The organism is Flagellimonas okinawensis (assembly GCF_029194005.1).
Classification (GTDB): Bacteria; Bacteroidota; Bacteroidia; order Flavobacteriales; family Flavobacteriaceae; genus Flagellimonas; species Flagellimonas okinawensis.
The window spans coordinates 232,945-257,028 of sequence record NZ_JARFVA010000005.1; the positions used below are offsets into that span (position 1 = coordinate 232,945).

The window sequence follows — 24,084 nt, forward strand, 5'->3', positions numbered from 1 at the left end:
GCCCTAAGGCTGCTTTTTCATTTAAGTTTCAGGGGAACTCTATATGGTTACCCTTGGTATTGGCCCTCATCATCGTCATTTCCGCCAGGTTGTTGTCTACCTCTTTGGCGTTGTTCTTTAGGTTGGTTAAATCTATAAATGAACGATAAATTTACTTGTCTTCTTCTCCACTGGAATTCACTATCAGTGGTAAAGGTTGGTGTTTGTGTAAATGATTGGCGTTTTCTTGAATTGAACAAATCGCTCACGTTCAAAGAAAGAGTTGCTTTATCCTTAAATAGATCTTTACTCAAGGCCAAGTTCAAAGAGAACATACCTTTGGTATCGGTTTGTGCGTTCTGTCTCGGTCCCATATAAAATGAATTGGCCTGCAATTCAATTTTAGAGGGTAGGGTGAACTTGGAACTAAACCTAGCAAAATAGCTAGAGTTGGTTGTACCGTAGTCAACTCCGTTAAAAGAACCATCTGTTGAGAAGGTAAAGAAATTAAAACTACCGTTCATTCTCCACCATTTTGCAGGACTATAGATCACACCGGCTTCCGCACCAATTCTTTCATTAGTGGAAAGGTTGATGGGCACCGATCTAATGATCTGGATACCATCGGAAGTAAACTGACCTGTTTCTTCGGTAATAAATTCAAACGATCTGGTTTCACGTTGGTAATACACAGAGGATGTAAAAGTCAGTTTTTGCCATCTCTTCATATAGCCAAGGTCAAATGCATTGGCAAAAGCAGGGTCCAAATCGGGGTTACCCTGGAAAACGTTTGTTCTACTTGATCTAGATGGGAACGGGTTAATGAACCAACCTCTTGGTCTGTTGATCCTTCTGTTGTATCCCAAGGAGATATTCTGTGTCTTGGAGATTTCATAAACCAAGTTAATGGTAGGGAATAGGCCCAAGTAATTTTTGTCAAAGTTAAGGTCAACATCTTCACCCACCAGTTCTTCCAAGGCTTGACTATCTATATTTGCATCTACCTCACCTCGTAGTTCTGTATTTTCCAAACGCAATCCAAGCAATACGGAAAACTTGCCATATTTATTGCCATACTGGGTATACAGGGCATTTACATTTTCGTGGTAAGTAAAAATGTTGGTTAAATCTTGATTGGTGATAAAGTTTCCGGTTCCTTGGTCCAGTGTGTCCAATTGGTAATCGTTCACCTCTTTTTCAAAAGTACCGCGGTATCCGGCCTCGAATTGCGCATCGCCCATAGGCAACACATAGTCAATCTGAGCCAAGATATCGTCTTGTTTCTGTTTTTCGTAAATGTTCTCAAGTGCGATCAAACTATCACTTGGTATAGTTCTATCTTCACGAATACCGGTCAACACATCTTCGTTGTCATAGGAATATTGGAAATCCGCTGTCAACTTCTGGCCATCATCATCAATGTTATTGGTGTAATTAAAAGAAAACTGACGGCTATTATCGTTTTCGTTTTGGTCTTCGGTTCTAAATGTTCTACTGTTTAGGTTTCCGTCTGCAAAACGTTGGTTGTCATTTTCGGTCAAGTCATTTTCATCGGACCAGCGATAAAAGAAACTACCGGTTACGGAAGACTTTTCAGTTAGGAAATATTCCATTCCAATATTGATGTTGAATCCATCATCATTCCTGCTAACATCTCTGTCTTCAATAATCCTGTCGAACTCACTCTGTGCAGATTGATAGGTGTTATCGTTTCTTCCTCCTCCTGGAGATTCTCTGTGAAAATACCCGAGAGTGTTGAAGATATTGAATTTCTCCGTTCTAATATTAAAGTTTGTAGTGGCTCTAGCGTTAAAAGGTATTCCACCAGTAAGATTCACGGAACCATTGATACCAAGTGTTTTTTCCTTTTTAAGTACGATGTTCAAAATACCTGCCGTACCTTCAGCGTCGTAACGCGCAGAGGGACTGGTGATTACCTCTACTTTTTCAATTGCATCGGCAGGTAATTGTTGTAATACGTCGGTGGACCCAAAACCGGCCAATGCCGATGGCTTGCCATTAATAAGGATACGAACGTTGTCGTTCCCCCTAAGGCTTATACCTCCTTCAACATCTACCGCTACGGAGGGAATGTTTCCAAGAGCATCACTTACGTTACCACCACTTGTTGTAATATCCTTTCCGATGTTGTACACCTTTTTGTCCAATCGTACTTCTACGGTTGTTTTTTCACCTACAACTTCAACTTCGGCAAGTTGTGCCACATCGGGAGATAAGGTAATAGACCCTAGATTAACGGATGAATCGTAAGTCTGTCCTTTTAGAGAATATGTTTTGTACGAAATGTATTCTACACTAATATTATAAGTACCCGGGCTGGCTTCTATTTCAAAGTTACCGGATGTATCGGTAATTCCGCCTGTGACCTGATCTGGCTTTTCCGCATTCTGAAGTACGAAGGTTGCATATTCCAGAGGTTGTCCAGAATCTGAGTCAATTACTTTTCCCGTAATTGTTATGTTTTTTTGGTTTTGTTGTGCTATTCCCTGAAAGGTTGATAAGGTCAATAGCAGCAACGGGATTATTATCCTGTGCATAGTTTGATTTTTACGCTGCAAAAATTGAAGTAAAAAAGGAGTGCACGAAATATAACTCCCCCAACAACGTAATTGTACCTGCGAATGACCTTAAAGAATTGTTAATCCCTGTTCTTTCTTTTCTTCTTCTTTTTCTTTTTGGCCTTGAACTGATTTTCTTGAAGTTCCATAAAGGCATTGAACTTATCCTCTGGCAACCCTGCCTTAAGCTCGGCATCTTGGCGCATTTTTATTTTTTCTATCTCCTCTTTCATTTTAAGAGGTTCAAGTTCAAGGATTTGAAGTTCAATTCTTTGTTGTACGGATTGTACCAGTGAAGTGCGGACAACTGCTTGCTCAAAAGGATCTAAACCGATTGCTTCCGTAATGGAGGGCATTTGCTCATCTACAATTTCTTCTGCCGTTGGGGGTGTTTCCGGTTTTTGGTTATCTACAGGGCCAGCCTGTGGAACATAACTTCTTCCTCTCCCGTACATACCACCATAACCATAAGGAGATCCATATCCATATTGGGCAGAAATATCATTGATGGCCAAAATGCCGATCATTAGGGTTAAATAGAACAGTGTCTGCTTAGTTTTCATGGGGTAAATATAATATTTCGCTTTGATTTATTTGTTCGTTGATTGTTAAATCTAATTGGTAATCAGATTTATAGCAAACCAGCAATATTCTCGGGAGGCCTTCCCACAACGGCTTTTTCGCCGTTAACAACTATGGGTCGCTCAATCAATTTTGGGTTCTCGGCCATGGCAGTGATTACCTCATCGTCGGATAAAGTTTTGCCTTTGAATTTCTCCTTCCAGATGGCTTCGGTTTTTCGTACCAAATCTATTGGTGCAATGCCCAAGTATTTAATCAATTGTTTTAAGTCTTCTTTACTGGGAACGTCATCCAAGTATTTTACAACTTCGAATTCCTTTCCTGATTTTTCCAAGATGGCCAAACCTTCCCTGGATTTTCTACATCTTGGATTATGGTATATTTTGATCATTCTTTTTTATTTCTGAATTCTGATTCTACTCTTCTTTTTGCCCCATCATCATTAAATATGCCTTCAGAAATGCATCCAAATCACCGTCCATTACAGCGTCTACATTTCCAGTTTCCTCTCCGGTACGAACGTCCTTTACCAATTTATAGGGATGCATCACATAATTACGGATCTGCGACCCCCATTCAATCTTCATTTTGGAGGATTCGATTTCGGCACGGGCTTCTTGCTTTTTACGTAGCTCTATTTCATACAACTGTGACTTCAACATTTTCATAGCTGTTGCCCTGTTGTCGTGCTGTGAACGAGAATCTGAACAGGATATTTGTATTCCTGTTGGTTTGTGTACCAACTGTACCTTGGTCTCCACCTTGTTCACGTTTTGTCCTCCCGCACCACTAGATCGAGCCGTTGTTATTTCGATATCCGATGGATTCACTTCAATTTCGATGCTATCATCCACCAACGGATATACATAAACGGATGCAAACGAGGTGTGTCTCTTGGCATTGCTGTCAAAAGGGGAGATGCGCACCAAACGATGTACTCCGTTTTCACCTTTTAGCCAACCAAATGCATATTCGCCCTCAATTTCCAAGGTCACTGTTTTTATACCTGCCACGTCGCCTTCTTGGTAATTGAGTTCCTTTATTTTATATCCGTTTTTCTCGGCCCACATCATGTACATACGCATGAGCATGGACGCCCAATCGCAGCTTTCTGTACCACCGGCACCTGCGGTTATCTGTAGAACAGCGGTAAGTTCATCACCTTCGTCCGACAACATATTGCGGAACTCCAATTTTTCAATGGCGGAAAGCGCTTTGTTGTATTGTTTGGTAACCTCTTCTTCGGAAACCTCACCAGCTTGCTGAAATTCCATGAGTACTTCAAGGTCGCCAATCAATGTTTTGGCTTCCTCAAAATCTTCTACCCATTTCTTTTTGGATTTGATGGACTGCATTTGTTTTTGGGCTTCCTGTGGATTGTCCCAAAAACCGGGAGCGAGTGTTTTTTCTTCCTCGTTCTCTATTTCAATAAGTTTGGCATCAATGTCAAAGATACCTCCTTAACGCACCAAGGCGCTCAATAAGATCTTTCTGCTGATCTGTAGTTGTCATGTAATGTATTTTGGGTAAAAATAAGTTTCTTTCTGCAGAATACCTTAGGTATTTTACTGTTGTTGGGATGCTTTTACAAACACGGAATATTCAGTTTCGTTTTTGCCCAGGGTGTAAACCACTCCCTTTAATGGAGCACAATCGGTGTAGTCCTTTCCATGACAGACTTTTATGTGATTATGATTGGCCAAAACATTGTTGGTTGGGTCGAACCCGATCCAGCCTACGTTGGGAACAAAGGACTCTGCCCAAGCGTGCATTTGGGAATCACCAAAAAATCCATGTCCCTGATGCAAATAGCCCGAGACATATCTGGTCGGAACCCCATGATGTTTGGCTATGGCACAGAATAAATGGGTGAAATCTTGGCAAACGCCATGTCTGTTTTCAATGATTTCGTCCAAAGAAGTATTTACATCGGTCACCCCAGTTTTAAAGTATAAATGACCGTAAGCCCAATGGTTGAGCTCCGTCAGGTTTTCAAAAATTGATTTTTTGGGGTCGAAGGTATAAATGGTTTTATGCTCCTCGAGCAATTGTGTAAATTTTGTCTTTCTGAGATAGGGTTCATGGTCAACCCTAAAATCGAGACTATCCACTAATTTTCGCTCTTCGTTTATGTCTAAAGGTAATTCAAAGTCGAACGGATTGATCTCTTTTTTTGTGAGCTTAAAATGCGCGTTGAATTTGATATGGTCCAACTCTTTTTTAGATCGAACCTGCACGGTTTTAAATCCCAGTCCGTTTTGTGAGACGCTATTTCTTTCACCAAGATCATTTTCGAAGTGCCAGTAGGTAAGTTCTTGGGTGTCATTCTCTTCCGGAATGACAAGAAATTGCCAAAATGCCTCGTTCAACCCCTTTTCGTAGGAGTTTCGAGTGTCATAATCTATTTCATATTCATACAGCATTCAGGTAAATTTCAATCGGGCCAAGATACTTAAAAAAGCATCAGTAGTTGAAGAATTCTTTCTCCATGCTCTCACTAATTTTGAACATTTTATTAAGGATCATATTCAAGTTCCCCTGAATGTCTTCCATTATTTCATCAACCTGTTTAAATTGAAATTCTGCTTTTACTTTTCCGACCAAAAAAGCAGTAGAGCTTTGGGAATATTCCACCTTTTTATCAATCTCCAAAATATGTTTGTGCACTTGGTTGATACAGTTCATAAAAGATCGTGGACATTTCCCATTCAATAGCAGGAATTCAAGTGTAGAGGTTCCATTTGGTGTTTTTTTGTACAATCTGCGCATCATATCGTAGGATTCTGCACATTTCAGTAAAGTCGTCCATTCATAGCTATTGCCGATCGGGTCCTTATAACTTCCTTTTGCCAATAGGGCATCATTATATTTGGTATTGATGATTCTGGTAATCTGAATGGCCCTTTCGATGTTGACCCCCATCATAATGATGGCATAAACTTCATCGTGCAATAATGTTCCTCTGATTTTTCCCCGCAGCACAGCGGTAATCTCGGTAATGTTTACGGTAAAATCGTAAAGGTTTGTTTTTTTATAGGTTTCGGTAGGGTAGTTCATCACAAAGTGATAGAACTTGTTTAAACTTTCGTATAGTTCAGTGGAAATTAAATCACGGGAACTGTTAGCATTTTCCCTGGCAATTTTTATACTACTGATGATGGAGTAGGATTTTTCAGGATTTAATCCCAGATCGTACAGCACTTCTTCTTCATTCAGTTCTTTTTCAGGGTCCGCCACGGGGTCGCCGACCATGAACAGCATGGATTGCAGAACAAAATTCCGTGATTGTGAAAGTTGGTTGGGTGCATCCAACGAAGCAAAATAATTTACGTTCATAAAGCGCGCAATGTGTTCGGCACGTTCTATATATCTACCCATCCAAAATAGGTTGTTGGCAACTCTTGAAAGCATATGATTATTGTTTTAGGACCCACGTATCTTTGGAACCACCACCTTGGGAGGAGTTCACGATTAAATTTCCTTCTTTTAGGGCTACGCGGGTAAGCCCTCCTTTTAGTACAAACTGCTCATCTTTACCCAGTACCGTAAATGTCCTGAGGTCAACATGGCGTTGTTCAAAGGATTCTTTTTGGTCTATATAGGTCGGGTGAACGGAAAGCGACATAATGGGTTGGGCCACATATTTACGAGGATTGGCCTTAATTTCCGACTTCACTCGTTCAATTTCATCCTTGGTCAATCTATTTCCAATGGAAATCCCGTATCCACCGGCTTCATCTACAGGTTTGACCACCAAGTCTTTGATGTTGTCCAGCACGTACTGCAATTCCTTTGGGCGACTGCAGTGATAGGTATGTACATTCTTTAGAATGGGTTCTTCACCCAAATAATATTTTATGATATCCGGCATATAGGTATAAATAGCCTTGTCATCAGCAACACCGGTACCCGGTGCATTGGCTATGGTAACGTTGCCTTTACGATAGGCGGCAAAGATTCCCGGTACACCTAGAGCGGAGTCTGGACTAAATTCCATCGGGTCAAGGAAAAGATCATCGATCCTACGGTAAACCACATCCACACGAACTGGGCCTTGCGTAGTTTTCATGTACACAAAATCATTCTCCACAAAAAGGTCGCGACCTTCTACTAATTCAACGCCCATGGCCTTTGCCAAATAAGAATGCTCATAGTAGGCAGAGTTGAACATCCCGGGTGTAATTACCACAGTTACCGGCATATCCACCCCCGGTGGTTTGGCGGTTTCCAGCAAATGCAATAGGTTTTCAGCATAGTTGGTTACCGAATGTGTCTTATAATGATTGAATACACCAAACAACGCCCTTTTTAACGCAGTACGGTTGCAGATTACATAACTTACCCCAGATGGGCAGCGGATGTTATCTTCCAATACATAATAATCTCCATCACTATGTTTTATGATATCCGTTCCAGAGATGTGGTTATAGATTTTATTGGGTGGATCTACACCCATCATCTGGTGCAGGTAATTAGGGGAGGAGCTCAATAATTCAATCGGAACTATTTTGTCCTTTACTATTTTTTTGTCGTGGTAAACATCCCAAAGAAAATGGTTGAGCGCAATGTTTCTTTGTATGGCGCCTTGTTCTATGGTTTCCCATTCGTCGGTAGAAATAATCCTGGGAAAAAGGTCAAAAGGAAAAATCTTCTCTTGGCTTTGTTTGTCGCCATAAACCTGAAAGGTGATCCCTTGATTAAAGAACGATGATTTAGCCTTGTTGTTCAGATCCACATAATCATCTATGGTTCTGGTGCCATATAAGTCTAAAAGCTTTTGGTACACCTCTTTAACCTCACCATTCTTATCAAAAACCTCATCAAATAAGCCTTCTTTTTTTATGTAACTGGAAAAGATGGATTTATCCTCGATTGTGGCCATATTGTTTTTCTTTTAAGATATGGAATTTACTTGTCTTAAAGGGTTAACAAAATTTAAAAATCAATGGCCAAAAAAAAGAATAGCTTAAAAATGGATATGGAATTTTATCAATTTATTCATTAAGCATTCCGCTGGGTTCGGGGGCAGGAATAATTAAAATGATTTCCATACTTTTAAGGCAATATTTCAACCAAATTATGAAGAACACAACTACCCTCATCGCTTTATTTTATTTTGTATGCTCCTCGTTGGGAGCCCAAACCTTTGAGAAAGCCAAGGATTTTCAAAAATTCAGTGGTTATTTCAATTTCTATTATGATGACTCCACGGATAAAATCTACCTGCAGGTAGATGACCTGGAGAAGGAATTTTTATATGTCTATGCGCTAAGTAGTGGTGTGGGAAGTAACGATATCGGCCTTGACCGTGGTCAGTTGGGTAACGAGCAAGTGGTTTTTTTCCGCAAAGCAGGAAAAAAGTTGCTGTTGGTGCAGCCCAATTTGGATTACAGGGCTATTACCGATAACGAATTGGAAAGAAAATCCGTAGAGCAAGCTTTTGCCAAATCCATTTTGGAAGGATTTGAGATCGTTGAAGAATCCAAAGGAAGTTACCTGATCGATTTTTCTGATTTCTTGATGCGAGATGCCCATGGCGTTTCCAATCGATTGAAAAGAGCAAAACAAGGTTCGTACAGTTTGGATAAAAAGAAGAGTGCTTGGGCATTCGACCGAACCAAGGCATTTCCTAAAAATGTGGAGTTCGATGTTACCCTAACATTCAAAGGTGAACCACAGGGCGCTTGGATTCGTTCCGTTGCACCTACGGCCAGTTTGGTAACTGTAGCACAACACCATTCCTTGATAGAATTGCCAGATGATAATTTCGAGAAAAGAGATTTTGACCCCAGAAGTGGTGGATACCCATTCTCTTATTACGATTATGCCACACCAGTGCAGGAATCGCTAGTTAAAAGGTCCACAAGAAGACATCGGCTAGAAAAGAAGGACCCCAATGCAGAAATGAGTGAAGCAGTTGAACCAATTGTTTATTATTTGGACAATGGAACTCCGGAACCAATCCGTTCTGCACTTTTGGACGGGGGCAAATGGTGGAACCAAGCCTTTGAGGCAGCAGGCTATAAAAATGCCTTTCAAATGAAAATACTTCCGGATGATGCAGATCCTCTGGACATTCGTTATAATGTAGTGCAGTGGGTGCACCGTTCCACTCGTGGTTGGAGTTATGGAGCAAGTGTGGTAGACCCAAGAACTGGAGAAATATTAAAAGGACACGTAAGTTTGGGAAGTTTGCGTATTCGTCAAGATTTTATGATAGCCCAAGCATTAATGAACCAGCCTTTTGAAGAGCGAGACGACAACTACCAACCCATGTTGGAATTGGCCTTGGCCAGAATCCGTCAGCTTTCTGCCCATGAAATTGGACATACATTAGGATTTACCCACAATTTTGCAGCTAGTACCAACGATAGGGCATCCGTTATGGATTATCCTCATCCACAATTTGAACTGGATGGTAACGAAATAAGCTTTGCCAATGCTTATGATACAGGAATCGGAGAGTGGGATAAGGTAATTGTGGCCTATGCTTATTCGGATTTTCCCAATGGTACCAACGAAAAGGAAGCATTGAATGGCATTTTGGAGAAAGCGCAAGAAGATGGTTTAAGATACATTTCCGACCAAGATGCCCGTCCTAAAGGAGGAGCACATGTGTTGGCGCATTTATGGGACAATGGCAAAAGTGCCAGTCAAGAATTGGAAGAAATGCTGAAAATAAGAAAAACGGCCATCGATAATTTTTCTGTGGACAATATTAAAACCGGAGAGGCATACTCCGTTTTAGAAGATGTTTTTGTTCCACTTTATTTTTTCCACAGATACCAAACAGAAGCTGTTTCTAAAATTATAGGAGGATTGGATTACAATTATGCCGTTAAAGACGGTGGTCAAACCCCGGTTAAGCCCGTAAATGAAGCTACACAAGTAGCAGCTATGGAATCCATACTTAAAACTTTGGATGCCGAAGTAATAGCCGTGCCCAAGGACAAGTTAGACCTTTTCCCACCTAGGGCCATTGGTTTTGGTCGTTCCAGGGAATCCTTCAAAGGAAGAACAGGTGTAAGCTTCGATGCACTTTCAGTGGCAGAGACCGCTGCAGATATGACCTTGGAACTTCTGCTTCATCCAGAGCGTGCTTCCCGTTTGATTCAACAAAAAAGCTTGGATAAAAATCAAATGGGATTAAAAGAAGTGTTGGAAGAGACCATCAAAGGCACTTTTGACCTTTCTCACCGTGATGATTATGAAGAAGAAGTACAGAACACCATCAATTTTAGGGTACTGTACCACATTATGAATTTGGCAGCCCATAACGATGTCCACCCACAAGTAAATGCTGTGGCCAATGAGGCATTGAACAATTTAAAAACTCAATTACTGAGCAATGGTAAAAACGCGGTAGCTGCCGAAATGGTGAAGAGAATCGATGCGTTTATGAAGAAACCATCAGATTTCAAACTTATTCCAGTTTCCACAATTCCAGATGGCTCGCCCATTGGAATGGACTGCATGGATTAAATTGTTTTATGGAGATAAACTTGATAAGTGACACCGTCACGAGACCTTCAGCAGGAATGTTGGAGGCCATGATGAATGCCAAAGTAGGGGATGATGTATTTAAAAACGATCCTACGGTAAACGAATTGGAGGCCAAAGTGGCCGAGTATTTTGGAATGGAAGCTGCTCTGTTTTTTCCGAGTGGCACTATGACAAACCAAACTGCAATTAAGATACATACCCAACCCGGAGACCAATTGATTTGTGACAAATATGCCCACATTTACAATTACGAAGGGGGAGGAGTAAGCTTCAATAGTGGGGTTTCGTGCCGATTGGTAGATGGAGACCGGGGAATGATGACCGCCGAACAAGTGAAAGCCTCCATCAATCCCCCCGATTTTTATCATAGCCCATTAACTACTTTGGTCTGTATTGAAAATACAACGAATAAAGGTGGTGGTGCTTGTTGGGATTTTGAGGAACTGAAGAAGATTCGAAAGGTATGTGATAAGCACAATTTAAAATACCATTTGGATGGCGCCAGATTGTGGAATGCCTTAGTGAAAAAAGGCGAAGACCCAAAAGCTTATGGTAAGTTGTTCGATACTATTAGTGTGTGTTTGAGCAAAGGTATGGGCTGTCCAGTAGGTTCCGTTTTGGTAGGAAGCAAAGCCGATATAGACAAAGCCTTGAGAATTCGCAAGGTGTTTGGCGGTGGAATGCGTCAGTCAGGTTATTTGGCAGCGGCGGGCATTTATGCGCTGGACAACAATATTCACCGACTGGCCGAAGACCATAAAAAAGCAGAAGAAATAGGAGCGGTGCTACAATCTTTGGACTTTATTAAAAAAGTGGAGCCCATTGAGACCAATATCATCATATTTGAAATAAATGAGGATAAAATGTCATCTGAAGCATTCTTGGATCAATTGACCAAAAATCAGGTTTCCATCATTGGAATGGGACAAGGAAAATTGCGTATTGTTACCCATTTGGACTACACCGATGCTATGCACCAGCATTTCCTAACTGTTTTGAAAAGTATAGGGTGATTGTCATTTCGAGCGCAGTCGAGAAGTCTAAAAAGGTCTCGACTGTGCTCGGCCTGACAATTAAAGTTAAAGTATCAGGTTCAAGAGAATTCAACTTTCCAAAATCTAAAATTCCAATCAACCAAATCAATTCTCGATACGCTTCGTACTCCAACTGACAAAATATAGCTGGAATGTCACTTCGAGTGGTTTTGGCAGAGCCAAAATTGTATCGAGAAGTAGTTTACAGTATATATTGCCATAATTATAGTATATGAGTTCTCGATACGTTTCCTTCGGAAACACTCGAACTGACATGATTTATTTGAACTGCCAATTTGAGTAACTTTGATGAAACCCAAATTGCGACAATAAATCTATCAATGAACAATTTCTATGAGAACCTACTTTGTTTATATCTTAAAATGCTCGGATAATACGTATTACACTGGAATAACTTCCAATTTAATAGAAAGATTTGAATCGCATCAAAATGGTAAACATAGAAATAGTTATACGTATTCACGAAGACCTTTACAGTTAGTATATCATTGTGAATTTACAGACCCAAACAAAGCTATTTTGACCGAGAAGCAGATAAAAAAATGGTCCAAAAATAAAAAGCAAGCTTTGATAGCAGGCGAATTTGACAAACTTCCCAACTTATCTAAGAAAAATTTTGAAGGCAATTAGTTCTCGATACGCTTCGCACTCGAACTGACAAAATATAACTGAAATGTCACTTCGAGTGGTTTTGGTAAAGCCAAAATTGTATCGAGAAGTATGTTTAAAGTATATTATGTTTTACCATTATAAATAAATGGTATCAAGTTCTCAATACATCCACATGGACTAATACACTTCGGAATCACTCAAACTGTCTGAGTACTATTTCATAAAAGAATCCATGCCCGGAATGTTTGGCATGCCTTCTTTGGCCACAGCCGCCAATTCAGCTTCATTCACTTTGGTGGCTTTTTCAATGGCTTTGTTCAACGTTAACACTAGATAATCCTCCAATTGCTCTTTATCCTCGAGTAAGGAATCATCAATAGCTATAGACTTTATCTCGCGATTCGCGGTCAAGGTCACTTTCAGCAATCCATCGGAGGATGCTTCATCGATCATCACGCTGTTCAATCGTTCCTTGGTTGCTTCAACTTTCTTTTGGGTTTCTTTTATCTTACCCATCATTCCCATTAAATCTCCAAACATATCATTCAATTTTTAGTTTTTATTTTTTCAATGTAGCTGTCGTGTCGAGCGTAGTTTAGTCGTTCACCCTTCAACTGCGCTAAGTATTACTCAAAACATTAAACATTGTAAATGGTAAGTTCAAAAGTAGTAAATTGGCTAAAACACTTTCCAATGAAACAAACGAATTCAAGAATTTCTATTCTGGTTTTATGCCTTATTTTTGCGACCGCTTGTAAAAACAACAAAGACGAATCAATGAGTATAACTCCACCTGTGGCACCTAAACATCCAACCCAACTTGAAAAGCACGGAGATGTTAGAATCGATGATTATTACTGGATGAACAATAGGGAAGACCAGCAGGTTCTCGACTATTTGAACGCTGAGAACAAGTATTTCCAAAAGATGACTGCCCATACCGAGAAGTTTCAGGAAGAACTTTTCAAAGAAATGAAGGGTAGGATCAAAGAGGATGACTCTTCTGTTCCCTATAAACTGGATGGTTACTGGTACATTACCCGATACGAGGAGGGTAAGGAATACCCCATTTATTCCAGAAAAAAGGAAAACTTGGATGCAGCCGAAGAATTGTTGTTCGATTGTAACGAAATGGCCGAAGGCCATGACTTTTTTAACTTAAGAGGAGTTTCCATCAGCCCGGACAATACCATGGCCACCTTTGGAACGGATACTATTTCCAGAAGGCAGTACAATATTCAGATTAAAAACCTAAAATCGGGTGAAATTTACCCTGATATCATTGAGAATACCACAGGCAGCTCTGTTTGGGCCAATGATAACAAGACACTTTTTTATACAAAGAAGGATCCTGTAACCTTACGTTCAGATAGAATTTTTAAGCATGTTCTGGGGACCTCTTCAGAGGAGGACCAACTGGTTTTCCATGAAAAGGATTCTACCTACAATACCTTTGTTTATAAGACCAAATCAAGAAAGTATATCGTAATCGGTTCTGGGAGTACCCTTACCTCCGAATACAGAATTTTGGACGCTGATGATGCCGAGGGAGAATTTAAGGTGTTCTCTCCTCGGGAAAAAGGAGTGGAGTATTCCATTTCTCATTTTGAGGGTGACTTTTATGTTTTGACCAACAAAGATGGTGCTACCAACTTTAAGTTGATGAAAACAAGCGAAAACAATACATCATCGGAACATTGGGAAGAATTTATCCCACACCAAGAAGATGTATTGTTGGAAGATGTTGAGATTTTTAGGGACTATTACGTGGTGACCGAGCGAAACAATGGCCTCAATCAAATGAAAATTTCCAAATGGGACGGCTCCAATAGCTATTACCTTCCTTTTGGAAGTGAAACCTATGTTGCAGGACCATCCGTGAATTTGGATTTTGACACCAAAGTGCTACGCTATTACTACAATGAAATGGGAGAGCCGTACGCCATTATCGATTTTGATATGGAAACCCAGACCAAAACCGTTATGAAGCAACAAGAAGTTTTGGGCGGTAAATTCGATAAGGACAATTACAAAACTGAGCGTTTGTGGGCTACGGCCAGAGACGGTAAAAAAGTGCCTATTTCAATTATTTACCACAAGGATACCCCACTGGATGGTACAAGTCCATTGTTGCAATACGGTTATGGGTCCTACGGCGCTACGATCGACCCTTATTTTTCATCCATTCGATTGAGTTTATTAGACAGGGGATTCATATATGCTATCGCCCATGTAAGAGGTGGAGAGTATTTGGGAAGACCTTGGTACGAAGATGGTAAGCTATTGCACAAAAAGAACACCTTTACCGATTTCGTGGATGTTTCCAAATTTTTGATAGAGAGTAATTACACGAGCTCGGAACATTTATATGCCATGGGTGGTTCTGCAGGTGGACTTTTAATGGGGGCCATAATCAATATGGAACCTGAATTGTATCATGGGGTTATAGCTGCCGTTCCTTTTGTGGATGTAGTTACTACCATGTTGGATGATACCATACCATTGACGACCGGAGAATATGACGAATGGGGCAATCCGAACGAGAAAGAATATTACGATTACATTAAGTCTTATTCACCCTATGATAATGTGGAGGCAAAGGAATACCCACATATGTATGTATCCACAGGATTGCACGATTCCCAAGTACAATACTGGGAACCTGCCAAATGGGTAGCCAAGTTAAGAGAGTACAAAACAGGCGATAACCTCTTGTTTTTGGACACCAACATGGATGCAGGACACGGTGGGGCATCGGGCCGATTTGAAGCTTTAAAAGAAACGGCAAAGGAATATGCGTTTATTTTAGACCTAGAAGGAAAAGCCCTTTAAAAATAAAATGTTACATTTGCACGGAACATTTTCCTTCTTGCTATAGGAATGTTCCATACCTAATACCAGTTATGAAGAAACAGATAAATGCGTACAGCAATATCCTAGACCTAATTGGAAGTACCCCCTTAGTTAAGCTAAACAGAATTACTGCCCCACTTACCGGAAATTTCTATGCTAAACTGGAATGCTTTAATCCTGGACATTCTTCAAAAGATAGAATTGCGATTCATATCATAGAAGAGGCCGAGCGTAAAGGTATTCTTAAGCCGGGTAGCACCATTATTGAGACCACATCTGGCAACACAGGTTTCAGCCTTGCCATGGTGAGCATTGTTAAGGGTTACAAATGTATTTTGGCCGTAAGTTCAAAATCATCCCCAGACAAGATTGATATGTTACGTTCCATGGGAGCAAACGTTTATGTTTGTCCGGCCCATGTTAGTGCCGACGACCCACGTTCCTATTACGAGGTGGCCAAACGACTGCACAGCGAAACACCTAATTCCATTTACATCAACCAGTATTTTAACGAGTTGAACATAAATGCACATTACTCCAGTACAGGACCCGAAATTTGGGAGCAGACCAATGGTCAGATTACCCATTTGGTAGCTTGTAGTGGAACTGGAGGAACAATTTCAGGTATAGCGCGTTACTTAAAGGAGCAGAACCCAAAAATTAAAGTTTTGGGAGTGGATGCTTATGGTTCAGTATTGAAAAAATATCACGAAACAGGAGAATTTGACCACAACGAAGTCTATCCTTACCGTATTGAAGGTCTGGGCAAGAATTTGATTCCTTCTGCAACAGATTTCAATGCAATTGATAGATACGTAAAGGTTACTGATGGCGAAAGCGCCCACATGGCCCGTAAATTGGCACATACCGAAGGTATTTTTGCTGGATACACCAGTGGTGCAGCTACCCAAGCATTGTATCAATTGAACACAGAAGGTGAGTTTACAGAAGACAGTAACGTTGTTGTTGTTTTCCCAGATCATGGTTCTAGGTACATGAGCAAAGTTTACAGTAACGAATGGATGGAAAACCAAGGCTTTTTCGATATTCAAGATGCTGAAGTACCCGAAGAAATCAAGTATATAAAATAAACCAGTACCTTATAATACCTCAAAAACGGCAATGAAATTTCATTGCCGTTTTTTTATATCAAAATTTCGTTATGCGAGGTTCATAAAAATCTATACTTTTGCAGTTGAATTAATACTAATGTAGATGAGAGATTTATTCGATAGAATCATTGAGAACAAAGGACCTTTGGGTAAATGGGCTTCACAGGCAGAAGGCTATTTTGTTTTTCCAAAATTGGAAGGCCCCATTTCCAATAGAATGAAGTTTCAAGGAAAAGAGGTGATAACGTGGAGTATCAATGACTATCTGGGTCTCGCCAACCTACCAGAAATCAAGAAAGTGGATGGAGAGGCTGCATTGGAACATGGAGCTGCCTATCCCATGGGTGCCCGTATGATGAGCGGTCATACCGATTATCACGAGCAATTGGAGAAAGAATTGGCCGAGTTTGTAAATAAAGAGGCCTCTTACCTTTTAAATTTTGGTTACCAAGGATTTATGTCCGTAATCGACGCTTTGGTTGCCAAAGATGATATTATTGTTTACGATGTGGATTGCCACGCCTGTATTATAGATGGTGTTCGTCTGCATATGGGCAAGCGCTTTACTTTTAAGCACAACGATCCTGAAAGTTTAGAGAAGAATCTAGAGCGTGCCACCAAATTGGCCAACGAAACTGGTGGAGGAATTTTAGTGATTTCCGAAGGTGTTTTTGGTATGCGTGGTGAGCAGGGGATCCTTAAGGAAATAGTAGAGCTTAAGAAAAAGTTCAAGTTTAGATTGTTGGTAGATGATGCCCACGGTTTCGGAACTCTTGGTAAAACAGGAGCCGGAGCAGGTGAGGAGCAGGGAGTACAAGATCAGATTGATGTGTATTTGGCCACTTTCGCCAAGTCCATGGCAGGTATCGGTGCTTTTGTTGCCGCACAAAAGGAAATCGTAGAGTACCTAAAATATAATTTAAGGTCTCAAATGTTCGCTAAATCATTGCCAATGGTTTATGTAAAGGGAGCATTAAAGAGACTTGATATGTTGCGAACCATGCCCGAACTTAAAGCCAAGCTATGGGAGAATGTGAACGCACTCCAAAATGGTCTCAAGGAAAGAGGATTTGATATCGGGACAACTACCAGCTGTGTAACTCCTGTTTACTTGAACGGAAGTATTCCAGAGGCAATGGCCTTGGTAAAGGATTTACGCGAAAACCACGGAATTTTCTGTTCCATTGTGGTTTATCCCGTGATACCAAAGGGATTGATTCTTCTTCGTCTAATACCGACCGCTACCCACACCATGAAAGATATCGAGGAAACCCTTGATGCTTTCTCTGCGATCAGGGAGCGTTTGGAGAACGGAACGTATAAGAGACTTTCTGCTGCCGTAGCTGCAGCGATGGGTGAATAACCTTTAAAAATATAACTACCATTTTTAATTGCAGCGGACTTTGTTCCGCTGCAATGCGTATTGGGTGTTTCCTCTGCGCCATCTTCCCTGCCGGAGCTCATTCTCGTTAAAGACGTTTACACTGGTTTCCCCATTATAATATTTCATGAAAACAGCAGGTTTACCTTGGTGTGAAATTAACTGCCAAGTTCCAGAATTGCTGCCATAAGAAGCCCCTTGGGCATTTCCTCCATAATAACCTTCTACACTGAAGGAGCCATCGGTATTCATGGTAAAGGTACCGTTGGAACAGAAATTTACATAGGTGATGGAACTCGCCATACTATCATTTACATAAGAAGTACGCTGATAAAAAACCAATTGGCTCCCAGAAATGATATTGAACAATCCTTGATTGTCCAGCGTAGGATATTGGGAGGTATTGTTATTTTGCGGAGTAGGTGGGTTGTAAGTTTGATTGGTGTTTGCAGTAACACCACTATTGTCCCTCATATAAGGTGTAAGGTCAAAACTCCCCAGATTGTGCATGTCCGAATATTTATAAAAGGGTTCGTTGTAGCCTGTGGCGCGCACACTCATATTTGTGCCCGATAATGTGGCCTCAAAATCCACAGGTCCGTCCAATCCATAGATCTCTCCATTTATACGGTTTCCCGCCCCTGTTGCCCTAATGGCAAAACTGGCCCCAACAGCGGCCAGCATACCGTGATATTCGTCCCCTACACGCTTAAATTGAATGGAGATACTGTTGGTGCCATTAATAAATGTTCCAGTGAAATTTGAACTCTGGGCAATAGAATTCATTATAGCGCAAACGCTAACGAGAATAGTCAATATAATCTTTTTCATAGCTAATGGTTGATACCTATAAAACTATCAAAAAGAAGAATGATCTACAATTAAATTAGGCTTTGAGCTTGCAAAATAGCAGTAAACTACTACTTATTTTAGTCGTTCCACAAGAAGGGAAGAGAACAAGTTCACCCCAGTTTTAATACAACTTTCATCTACATTAAAAATAGGTGAATGTGTTTGTGCTATAATTCCTTTTTCATAATTGGAACCACCCATAAAAAAGTATACGGTGGGTACTTTGGGCTGAAAAAAGGCAAAATCATCACTTCGTCCATCCGCAACAACCCCAGTTAATTCCAGTACTCTGTTTGGTCCATAGATTTGGGTCAATTGCTCCAAACTTGTATGGGTCAATTGTTCATTATTGTCCAGGGTAGGGAAGACATTAACCAAACTCACCTCTTTGAGTCCATTTTTAAATTGACTACTGGAAAATTCTGATTTTAATTTTGGTACAACGGAATCCCTTTGCTGCTTATCACTAAAACTCAGATAACCACTTATCAGAATACCGTTTTTGATTTCCTTGATGGAGAAATTGTTTTTATCCACGGTGGTGTAGTTTTTATAAATGGACTTTGGGCCTGCTATCCCTATTTCTGGATCTCCCATGTTTTGCATATTCCAAAACTTGCTGCCCGGGTCAACATTTTCCATTGATAGTATGGTCTTTTTGGCATAAGAAAACAATGAATCTTGGTCAATTGATTCATCAAAAAGCAGGTCCACTCTTTTATAGTCCGAAAACATTTCCTCAGGTTTGGCTGCGATGGTTCCAGCTGGGAACGGCGTTACATGCATGGCATACATTTCTTCTGGATCTATAATGTTGAACAATCCATCATCCATCATGGCCAAAGCCCCTTTTATATTTTCTTCGGAAGGTTGGAATACAAAATAGATGGTTCCTTCCAAATCCTCTTTTTGACTTGATAAAACATTGGCGATTCCAAGTGCAACAGCCGTATGCACATCGTGTCCACAAATGTGCCGAACTCCATCATATTTTGATTTAAACTCCACCATATCGGGAGCTTTCGAGGGCATTGCATCCATATCGGCCCTCCATGCGATTTTTTTTCCGGGTTTGGCGCCTTTTAAAATACCGACCACTCCATAGCCTCCGATTCCTGTTTTAACTTCTAGGCCAAGTGCCTCTAAATACTCGGCAACCTTCTGCGAAGTTCTTTTTTCATTTCCACCAACTTCTGGATACATGTGAAAATCTCTGCGAATTTGAACTAAACTATCAAAAATTTCCTCTGTTCGTTGTTGAATGTCCATATGCATGCTTTCGGTCGATTGTTGACCGAAAGCAGCAATGGATACTAAAACAAAAAAGAATATAGTCAATGTGTTAGATAGGTTTCTGGGCATCATTTTATTATTGTTTTGTTTGATGCAACAAAGATGCATTTGAAAATTGGGTGCTACCTGACACATATGTGACAATCTTATTTTTTAGCAATTTTACTTCGAATCCTGCTTAAGGATTGCCTTTCAATACCAAGATAGGAGGAAAGGTGCGTTAAACTTATCCTGTTGAGTAGATCGGAGTGTTCTTGTATAAAGTTCAGATATCGCTCTTCTGCAGTTTCAAAAAGAAAGCTCTCGACCCTGTCCGTTTGAATGGTCAGCACCTTCTCAGCGATGAGCCGACCATACTTTTCGTGACTTTTAAAGTTGCGGTAGCCATTTTGTATGTCATCATAGGAAAATTCGATAATTAAACAGGGCTCCAAACACTCCATATAGTACTTACTGGGACGCTGTTGAATAAAGGCCGGGTAATCCGTGGCATATTCGTTTTCCTTAACAAACCCTGTGGTTATGGACTTTCCTTTATCGTTGATGTAATAGCGCCTTAACAAACCTTGGCAGACAAAGCCCATATTTTTTTGGGTTTCTCCGTTTTTAAAAAAGAATTCTTTTGGATTATACTTCTTAAAATTCAATTGAGAACTGAACAGGTCTTGTTCTTCTTTTGATAAGTGTGAAAAATGTTCAAGGTAGGCCGCAAGGTATTTTTGATGGTCTGCTTTTAAATCCAAATTAATACAGGTTTGTTTGGGTTCAAATAATTTTGATGGTCGGATAGTTACCGTGTTTCAATTTTAATATAGTTGTTACGAATGGGAGGAATAAAAAATATTAGCAACGTGGATAATGTAAGCCCCAGAAAAGTGTAAAGAACTGTATCGGAATCTAAATCCAAAAACATTAAGATTGCATAGATAAACATTGGGTAAAGACCTAGCCAAACCACATATTTTGGTCCTCGGACGATAAGTTCTTGTCCTTCTTTAACAGTGGTGGTTAGGGTTTTGGATCCAAACCACATTACTTTGCCTTTGATCATATATTCCCCCGGTGGTAGATCAACTTGTATTTTTTGGCCGTTTCCGATTTCACAAATTTTATTGCCGTCTGCGTAAATGTGGAAATGCTGGGTTCCAGTTCCGGATTGTATGGGTCTATGGATGGTAATCATACGGATTTACATTGAGGTGTTATTCACAAGGTCTAAAAAAGGTATCGGATTCAATATTAGGGGGGTCGGGAATCCTCTTTTTTAAATCTTCTTCTAATTTAAACAAAATCGATTCAAATGGTTCTTGATAAATATTCTCAAAAGCATCAAACCCATTTTTCCATAGTTGTTCGAATTGTTCTATGCTGTAATGGCTCAATAGGTATGCTACCATATAACCAGACTGATGATAGGCGAACATTTCAGGTTGTTTGTAAAAATCGGTAACCAGTAAATCCATTGAAATCAATTCATTGGTGTGCATAAAATGCCTGTATATTTCTTCTACGGTCCAACCACTACAATTATTCTCTGCCAAACTGCCCAACCCTTCATTCATCCAAGTAGATGAGGCCGGGGGATATCCCCATTCCAACAAGGACATTAAATGCATGAGTTCATGTTTTATGGGAGGTCTGGAGTTTTTGTTTGCTACTACATAAAGTGTTTTTATATGGGGCCAGGCATTGCCACTGGCCGTAGTGGCGCTAATTGGAAACATTTCGTCCCTTGATCGTAAAAATCTTACATAAATGGTGTCGTTAAACTCTTTGAACCCTATTAACTCTTGGTTAGCTTGCAAGGCATCAAAAGTTTCTTGTACCAAGGCTTCTTTATTTTCAAAGGCAAATCCACTGTCGGGAAACGTAAAATTTATGTTGTTGATTAATCGCTCAACTTGACCCACTTGGGTCCAATCATCACCCTGATTTTCATCGACCTTATTTTGCCTATGGCATGCGGTTAATACTATCATACAAAAAGAGACCACAAGTAATTTTAAGGTGTTCATTGGATGGTATCCTTATGATTCTTATATAATTCAATGGCCTTGAGGTAATTCTGGGCACCTTTCATGCTAAGATCGTGTACAAAACCATCAAGTTCAGGGTGATATTTTTTAATCCAAGTAACTAGAGAATCCCTTTGCTGTTGCCAAATTTGCCAATTGGCATTGCTACAGTCCAAATTTTCAATCATGTTGATTTTGTCCGATTTAAAATTGAACCGATGAGTACAGGTCAATGGGTTGTTTTTTAAAAAATCAAATCGTTTGGATTCCACGGCAACGGTGGCCTCGTATGCGTTTTTCACCTCATTTATTGAGATTATGGTGTAGTGAGGTTCAAAAATGGAATCCCATTTAAATTGTTCATAATAACTTTTTGGTGTAAAGCGCATTACATAATCCCCTTCTGTAATGGCAAGACTATCCGAAATGGTGGATTTAATTTGAGTATAATCCGAGTTTTGAAATCCTTGATAGAATGCTCTTATTTGGTCGGCCTTATCCCGAGGTTCTCCATGGCAACCCATCAAAAAGCAAAAAAATGGAATGAATATTAGTTTAATTGTTCCGGGACAATACTTCATACTTTAAAAGTTGGATGGCTAGATGTTTATTGTTGATCGGTGGATTTTTCGATTGAACTGGCATGGTCCTTAATAATATACCAGTTGCCATTTACATGCTCTAAAACATAACTAACGATCATTCTATTAAAATAGGGAGCTCCATCCCGTTCCGGTTCCCGATATACAATTTCCGTTATGGCCATTCCGAATTGTTCTCCAACATCGGTATTGAGGATTTTGGTATCAAATGTCCAATTTTCATCGCTAAACCAATCTTTGTGATACTCCATAAACCCATCCACTCCATGAATTATCTCCATTCCGGGAAGTATCAATTGCATTTTCCCTCCAGGATGCATGGTGCTCTGCAAAGTGGGTAAATCACGATTGGTCACGGCATTCAGATGTTTTTCCATGATACCAACAAAAGCCTCTGTGTGCTGTTCAATTTCGGTGTTTTTTGGTGCTTTATCTTTACAAGAACTGCATAAAATTATTCCTAAGAAGAAAATTGATGTGAGTATATACTTCATTGCTATTCAAATTATTAGAATCCTAATTTACTTCTAAAAAATGTGATATCAATGCCCTGCCGATTTTATTGGTTGTGATTGTTCAAGAATTTTAAACCGTGGTATAATGCTGGCAATGGGACTGACCTGTGATTTTCATGTTCAAAATATTCCAGTTGGACGTTATTCATGCCCTGCACTTTGTTCGTTAGCAAGGAATAGAAGTCATCATGTCTCTTTTTATTCCTTTCATAATTTGATTCGCCTTGGTTAGCGGTGGCGATATATATTTTTTTTATGAAATGAGGCAGGTTTTATGGAGTCCACCTTGTTCTTCATAGTTTCCTCATCCCACCAAATACTTGGGTCAATTGCGATATATGCATCAAAAATGCTATTGGGGTCCATATAGGAATTCAGGGTAAGCAATCCACCCAAAGAGTGTCCAATTAGCGTTCTGGACGGAAGGGTTCTATAATTATAGTCTATAAAGGGCACCAGTTCTTTTTGAATAAAATCCAGGAACTTTTTACCGCCTCCCATAGTATTTGGACGTTTGGTCTTTAACTTGGTTACGGTAAAGTCACGTTCGCGGTCCACGTTGGCTATTGCCACGATAATGCTTTCCGGCATTAAATTGTTCCGGTTGATGTCCGAACTCATAAAATGTACAACTCCTTCGGTGGTTTTTAAAAACGTATTCCCATCCAAAAGAATAATCACCGGGTACTTTTTACTTATTCTGGATGAATCATGGTACGAATCGGGCAGACGTAAAAGGCAGGTTCTATCCTCATTTAAAATATCGGATGTAATTACAAAACGGTCCTCTACTTTGGCATTAGAAGTTTTGGGTTGACTGCATCCAGCTTGTATGATTATCAATAAAAGATGGAACAGGATTATTGTTGATTTCTTCATTTGAAATTTGAATGGATTTATCATTTTCACCCACATATTTGGGAAGTGTTCGCGCTAAATAAAGTAAGATGTCATGTGTTGTGAATTGGTTCCAGTGCCATTCTTAAACATAAAAACGATATGGGTAATGTCACGATTACAAATAGCTTTTCAAAGGTTGTTTTTGCTAGTATGTTGCCAATGGTATTAAAGAGAAATAAAGCAAATAGCAACCATAGCACAACACGTGAAAAAACCAATAGAGCGGGTATTTTTATGGATTCGGACCTTAT

At 40.0% G+C, this 24,084-nt stretch carries 21 protein-coding genes; 6 read left to right on the plus strand and 15 right to left on the minus strand.

Annotated elements, in window-relative coordinates:
* Nucleotides 1-47: 47 nt before the first annotated feature.
* The 7 genes from PY091_RS14610 to PY091_RS14640 all read right to left on the minus strand — a co-directional run bounded on the left by PY091_RS14610 (nucleotide 48) and on the right by PY091_RS14640 (nucleotide 8,022).
* On the minus strand, nucleotides 48-2,537 hold the full coding sequence (locus PY091_RS14610) for a TonB-dependent receptor (protein WP_275650395.1): 2,490 nt from the start codon (nucleotides 2,535-2,537) through the stop codon (nucleotides 48-50).
* Between the two features lie 101 nt (nucleotides 2,538-2,638).
* Nucleotides 2,639-3,121 carry a hypothetical protein gene (locus PY091_RS14615; protein WP_275650396.1) on the minus strand — a complete coding sequence of 161 codons (483 nt, stop codon included), beginning with the start codon at nucleotides 3,119-3,121 and terminating at the stop codon, nucleotides 2,639-2,641.
* Between the two features lie 68 nt (nucleotides 3,122-3,189).
* The gene (gene arsC, locus PY091_RS14620; protein ID WP_275650397.1) at nucleotides 3,190-3,531 is read right to left on the minus strand and encodes an arsenate reductase (glutaredoxin); all 342 of its coding nucleotides are present in this window, start codon (nucleotides 3,529-3,531) and stop codon (nucleotides 3,190-3,192) included.
* Between the two features lie 25 nt (nucleotides 3,532-3,556).
* A protein-coding gene (gene prfB / locus PY091_RS14625) for a peptide chain release factor 2 (protein ID WP_275650398.1) occupies nucleotides 3,557-4,652 on the minus strand; the annotation gives its coding sequence in 2 pieces (ribosomal slippage) (nucleotides 3,557-4,588 and nucleotides 4,590-4,652; 1,095 coding nt in all).
* 53 nt (nucleotides 4,653-4,705) lie between these two features.
* Nucleotides 4,706-5,563 carry a transglutaminase-like domain-containing protein gene (locus tag PY091_RS14630; RefSeq protein WP_275650399.1) on the minus strand — a complete coding sequence of 286 codons (858 nt, stop codon included), beginning with the start codon at nucleotides 5,561-5,563 and terminating at the stop codon, nucleotides 4,706-4,708.
* A 40-nt stretch (nucleotides 5,564-5,603) separates the two neighbouring features.
* Nucleotides 5,604-6,551 carry an alpha-E domain-containing protein gene (locus PY091_RS14635; protein WP_275650400.1) on the minus strand — a complete coding sequence of 316 codons (948 nt, stop codon included), beginning with the start codon at nucleotides 6,549-6,551 and terminating at the stop codon, nucleotides 5,604-5,606.
* A 4-nt stretch (nucleotides 6,552-6,555) separates the two neighbouring features.
* Nucleotides 6,556-8,022, minus strand: a complete 1,467-nt coding sequence (locus PY091_RS14640; RefSeq protein ID WP_275650401.1) for a circularly permuted type 2 ATP-grasp protein — start codon at nucleotides 8,020-8,022, stop codon at nucleotides 6,556-6,558.
* Between the two features lie 197 nt (nucleotides 8,023-8,219).
* Between PY091_RS14640 and PY091_RS14645 the strand changes: the two genes are divergently transcribed.
* From PY091_RS14645 to PY091_RS14655, 3 genes are all read left to right on the plus strand, one after another.
* Nucleotides 8,220-10,622 carry a zinc-dependent metalloprotease gene (locus PY091_RS14645; RefSeq protein ID WP_275650402.1) on the plus strand — a complete coding sequence of 801 codons (2,403 nt, stop codon included), beginning with the start codon at nucleotides 8,220-8,222 and terminating at the stop codon, nucleotides 10,620-10,622.
* 8 nt (nucleotides 10,623-10,630) lie between these two features.
* Complete coding sequence (locus PY091_RS14650) at nucleotides 10,631-11,656, plus strand: threonine aldolase family protein (RefSeq protein WP_275650403.1); 1,026 nt, start codon at nucleotides 10,631-10,633, stop codon at nucleotides 11,654-11,656.
* A gap of 375 nt (nucleotides 11,657-12,031) precedes the next feature.
* Nucleotides 12,032-12,328, plus strand: coding sequence for a GIY-YIG nuclease family protein (locus PY091_RS14655; RefSeq protein ID WP_275650404.1), 297 nt, complete (start codon nucleotides 12,032-12,034; stop codon nucleotides 12,326-12,328).
* A 195-nt stretch (nucleotides 12,329-12,523) separates the two neighbouring features.
* Here the strand turns inward: PY091_RS14655 and PY091_RS14660 are convergent, their stop codons facing one another.
* Nucleotides 12,524-12,850 (minus strand): YbaB/EbfC family nucleoid-associated protein, encoded by a 327-nt coding sequence (locus PY091_RS14660; protein WP_275650405.1) that lies wholly within the window; start codon nucleotides 12,848-12,850, stop codon nucleotides 12,524-12,526.
* Between the two features lie 153 nt (nucleotides 12,851-13,003).
* Here PY091_RS14660 and PY091_RS14665 point away from each other — a divergent pair, with 153 nt between their 5' ends.
* The 3 genes from PY091_RS14665 (at nucleotide 13,004) to PY091_RS14675 (ending at nucleotide 17,638) form a co-directional block, all read left to right on the plus strand.
* On the plus strand, nucleotides 13,004-15,142 hold the full coding sequence (locus tag PY091_RS14665; RefSeq protein WP_275650406.1) for a S9 family peptidase: 2,139 nt from the start codon (nucleotides 13,004-13,006) through the stop codon (nucleotides 15,140-15,142).
* Between the two features lie 71 nt (nucleotides 15,143-15,213).
* Nucleotides 15,214-16,254, plus strand: a complete 1,041-nt coding sequence (locus PY091_RS14670) for a cysteate synthase (protein ID WP_275650407.1) — start codon at nucleotides 15,214-15,216, stop codon at nucleotides 16,252-16,254.
* A 124-nt stretch (nucleotides 16,255-16,378) separates the two neighbouring features.
* Nucleotides 16,379-17,638 carry a cysteate-C-fatty acyltransferase gene (locus PY091_RS14675; protein ID WP_275650408.1) on the plus strand — a complete coding sequence of 420 codons (1,260 nt, stop codon included), beginning with the start codon at nucleotides 16,379-16,381 and terminating at the stop codon, nucleotides 17,636-17,638.
* 24 nt (nucleotides 17,639-17,662) lie between these two features.
* Here the strand turns inward: PY091_RS14675 and PY091_RS14680 are convergent, their stop codons facing one another.
* The 7 genes from PY091_RS14680 to PY091_RS14710 all read right to left on the minus strand — a co-directional run bounded on the left by PY091_RS14680 (nucleotide 17,663) and on the right by PY091_RS14710 (nucleotide 23,812).
* Nucleotides 17,663-18,487, minus strand: a complete 825-nt coding sequence (locus tag PY091_RS14680; RefSeq protein WP_275650409.1) for a hypothetical protein — start codon at nucleotides 18,485-18,487, stop codon at nucleotides 17,663-17,665.
* A 93-nt stretch (nucleotides 18,488-18,580) separates the two neighbouring features.
* Nucleotides 18,581-19,873: a M20 metallopeptidase family protein gene (locus PY091_RS14685; RefSeq protein WP_275650410.1), complete on the minus strand. Its 1,293-nt coding sequence runs from the start codon at nucleotides 19,871-19,873 to the stop codon at nucleotides 18,581-18,583.
* 74 nt (nucleotides 19,874-19,947) lie between these two features.
* Entirely contained in the window at nucleotides 19,948-20,544 is a 597-nt protein-coding gene (locus PY091_RS14690; RefSeq protein ID WP_275650411.1) for a Crp/Fnr family transcriptional regulator, read from the minus strand.
* Nucleotides 20,545-21,003: 459 nt separating this feature from the next.
* Entirely contained in the window at nucleotides 21,004-21,780 is a 777-nt protein-coding gene (locus PY091_RS14695) for a gluzincin family metallopeptidase (RefSeq protein ID WP_275650412.1), read from the minus strand.
* 32 nt (nucleotides 21,781-21,812) lie between these two features.
* Nucleotides 21,813-22,397, minus strand: a complete 585-nt coding sequence (locus PY091_RS14700) for a hypothetical protein (RefSeq protein ID WP_275650413.1) — start codon at nucleotides 22,395-22,397, stop codon at nucleotides 21,813-21,815.
* Nucleotides 22,398-22,423: 26 nt separating this feature from the next.
* Nucleotides 22,424-22,912 carry a YybH family protein gene (locus tag PY091_RS14705; protein WP_275650414.1) on the minus strand — a complete coding sequence of 163 codons (489 nt, stop codon included), beginning with the start codon at nucleotides 22,910-22,912 and terminating at the stop codon, nucleotides 22,424-22,426.
* 249 nt (nucleotides 22,913-23,161) lie between these two features.
* Nucleotides 23,162-23,812: an alpha/beta hydrolase gene (locus PY091_RS14710; RefSeq protein WP_275650415.1), complete on the minus strand. Its 651-nt coding sequence runs from the start codon at nucleotides 23,810-23,812 to the stop codon at nucleotides 23,162-23,164.
* Nucleotides 23,813-24,084: the final 272 nt, after the last annotated feature.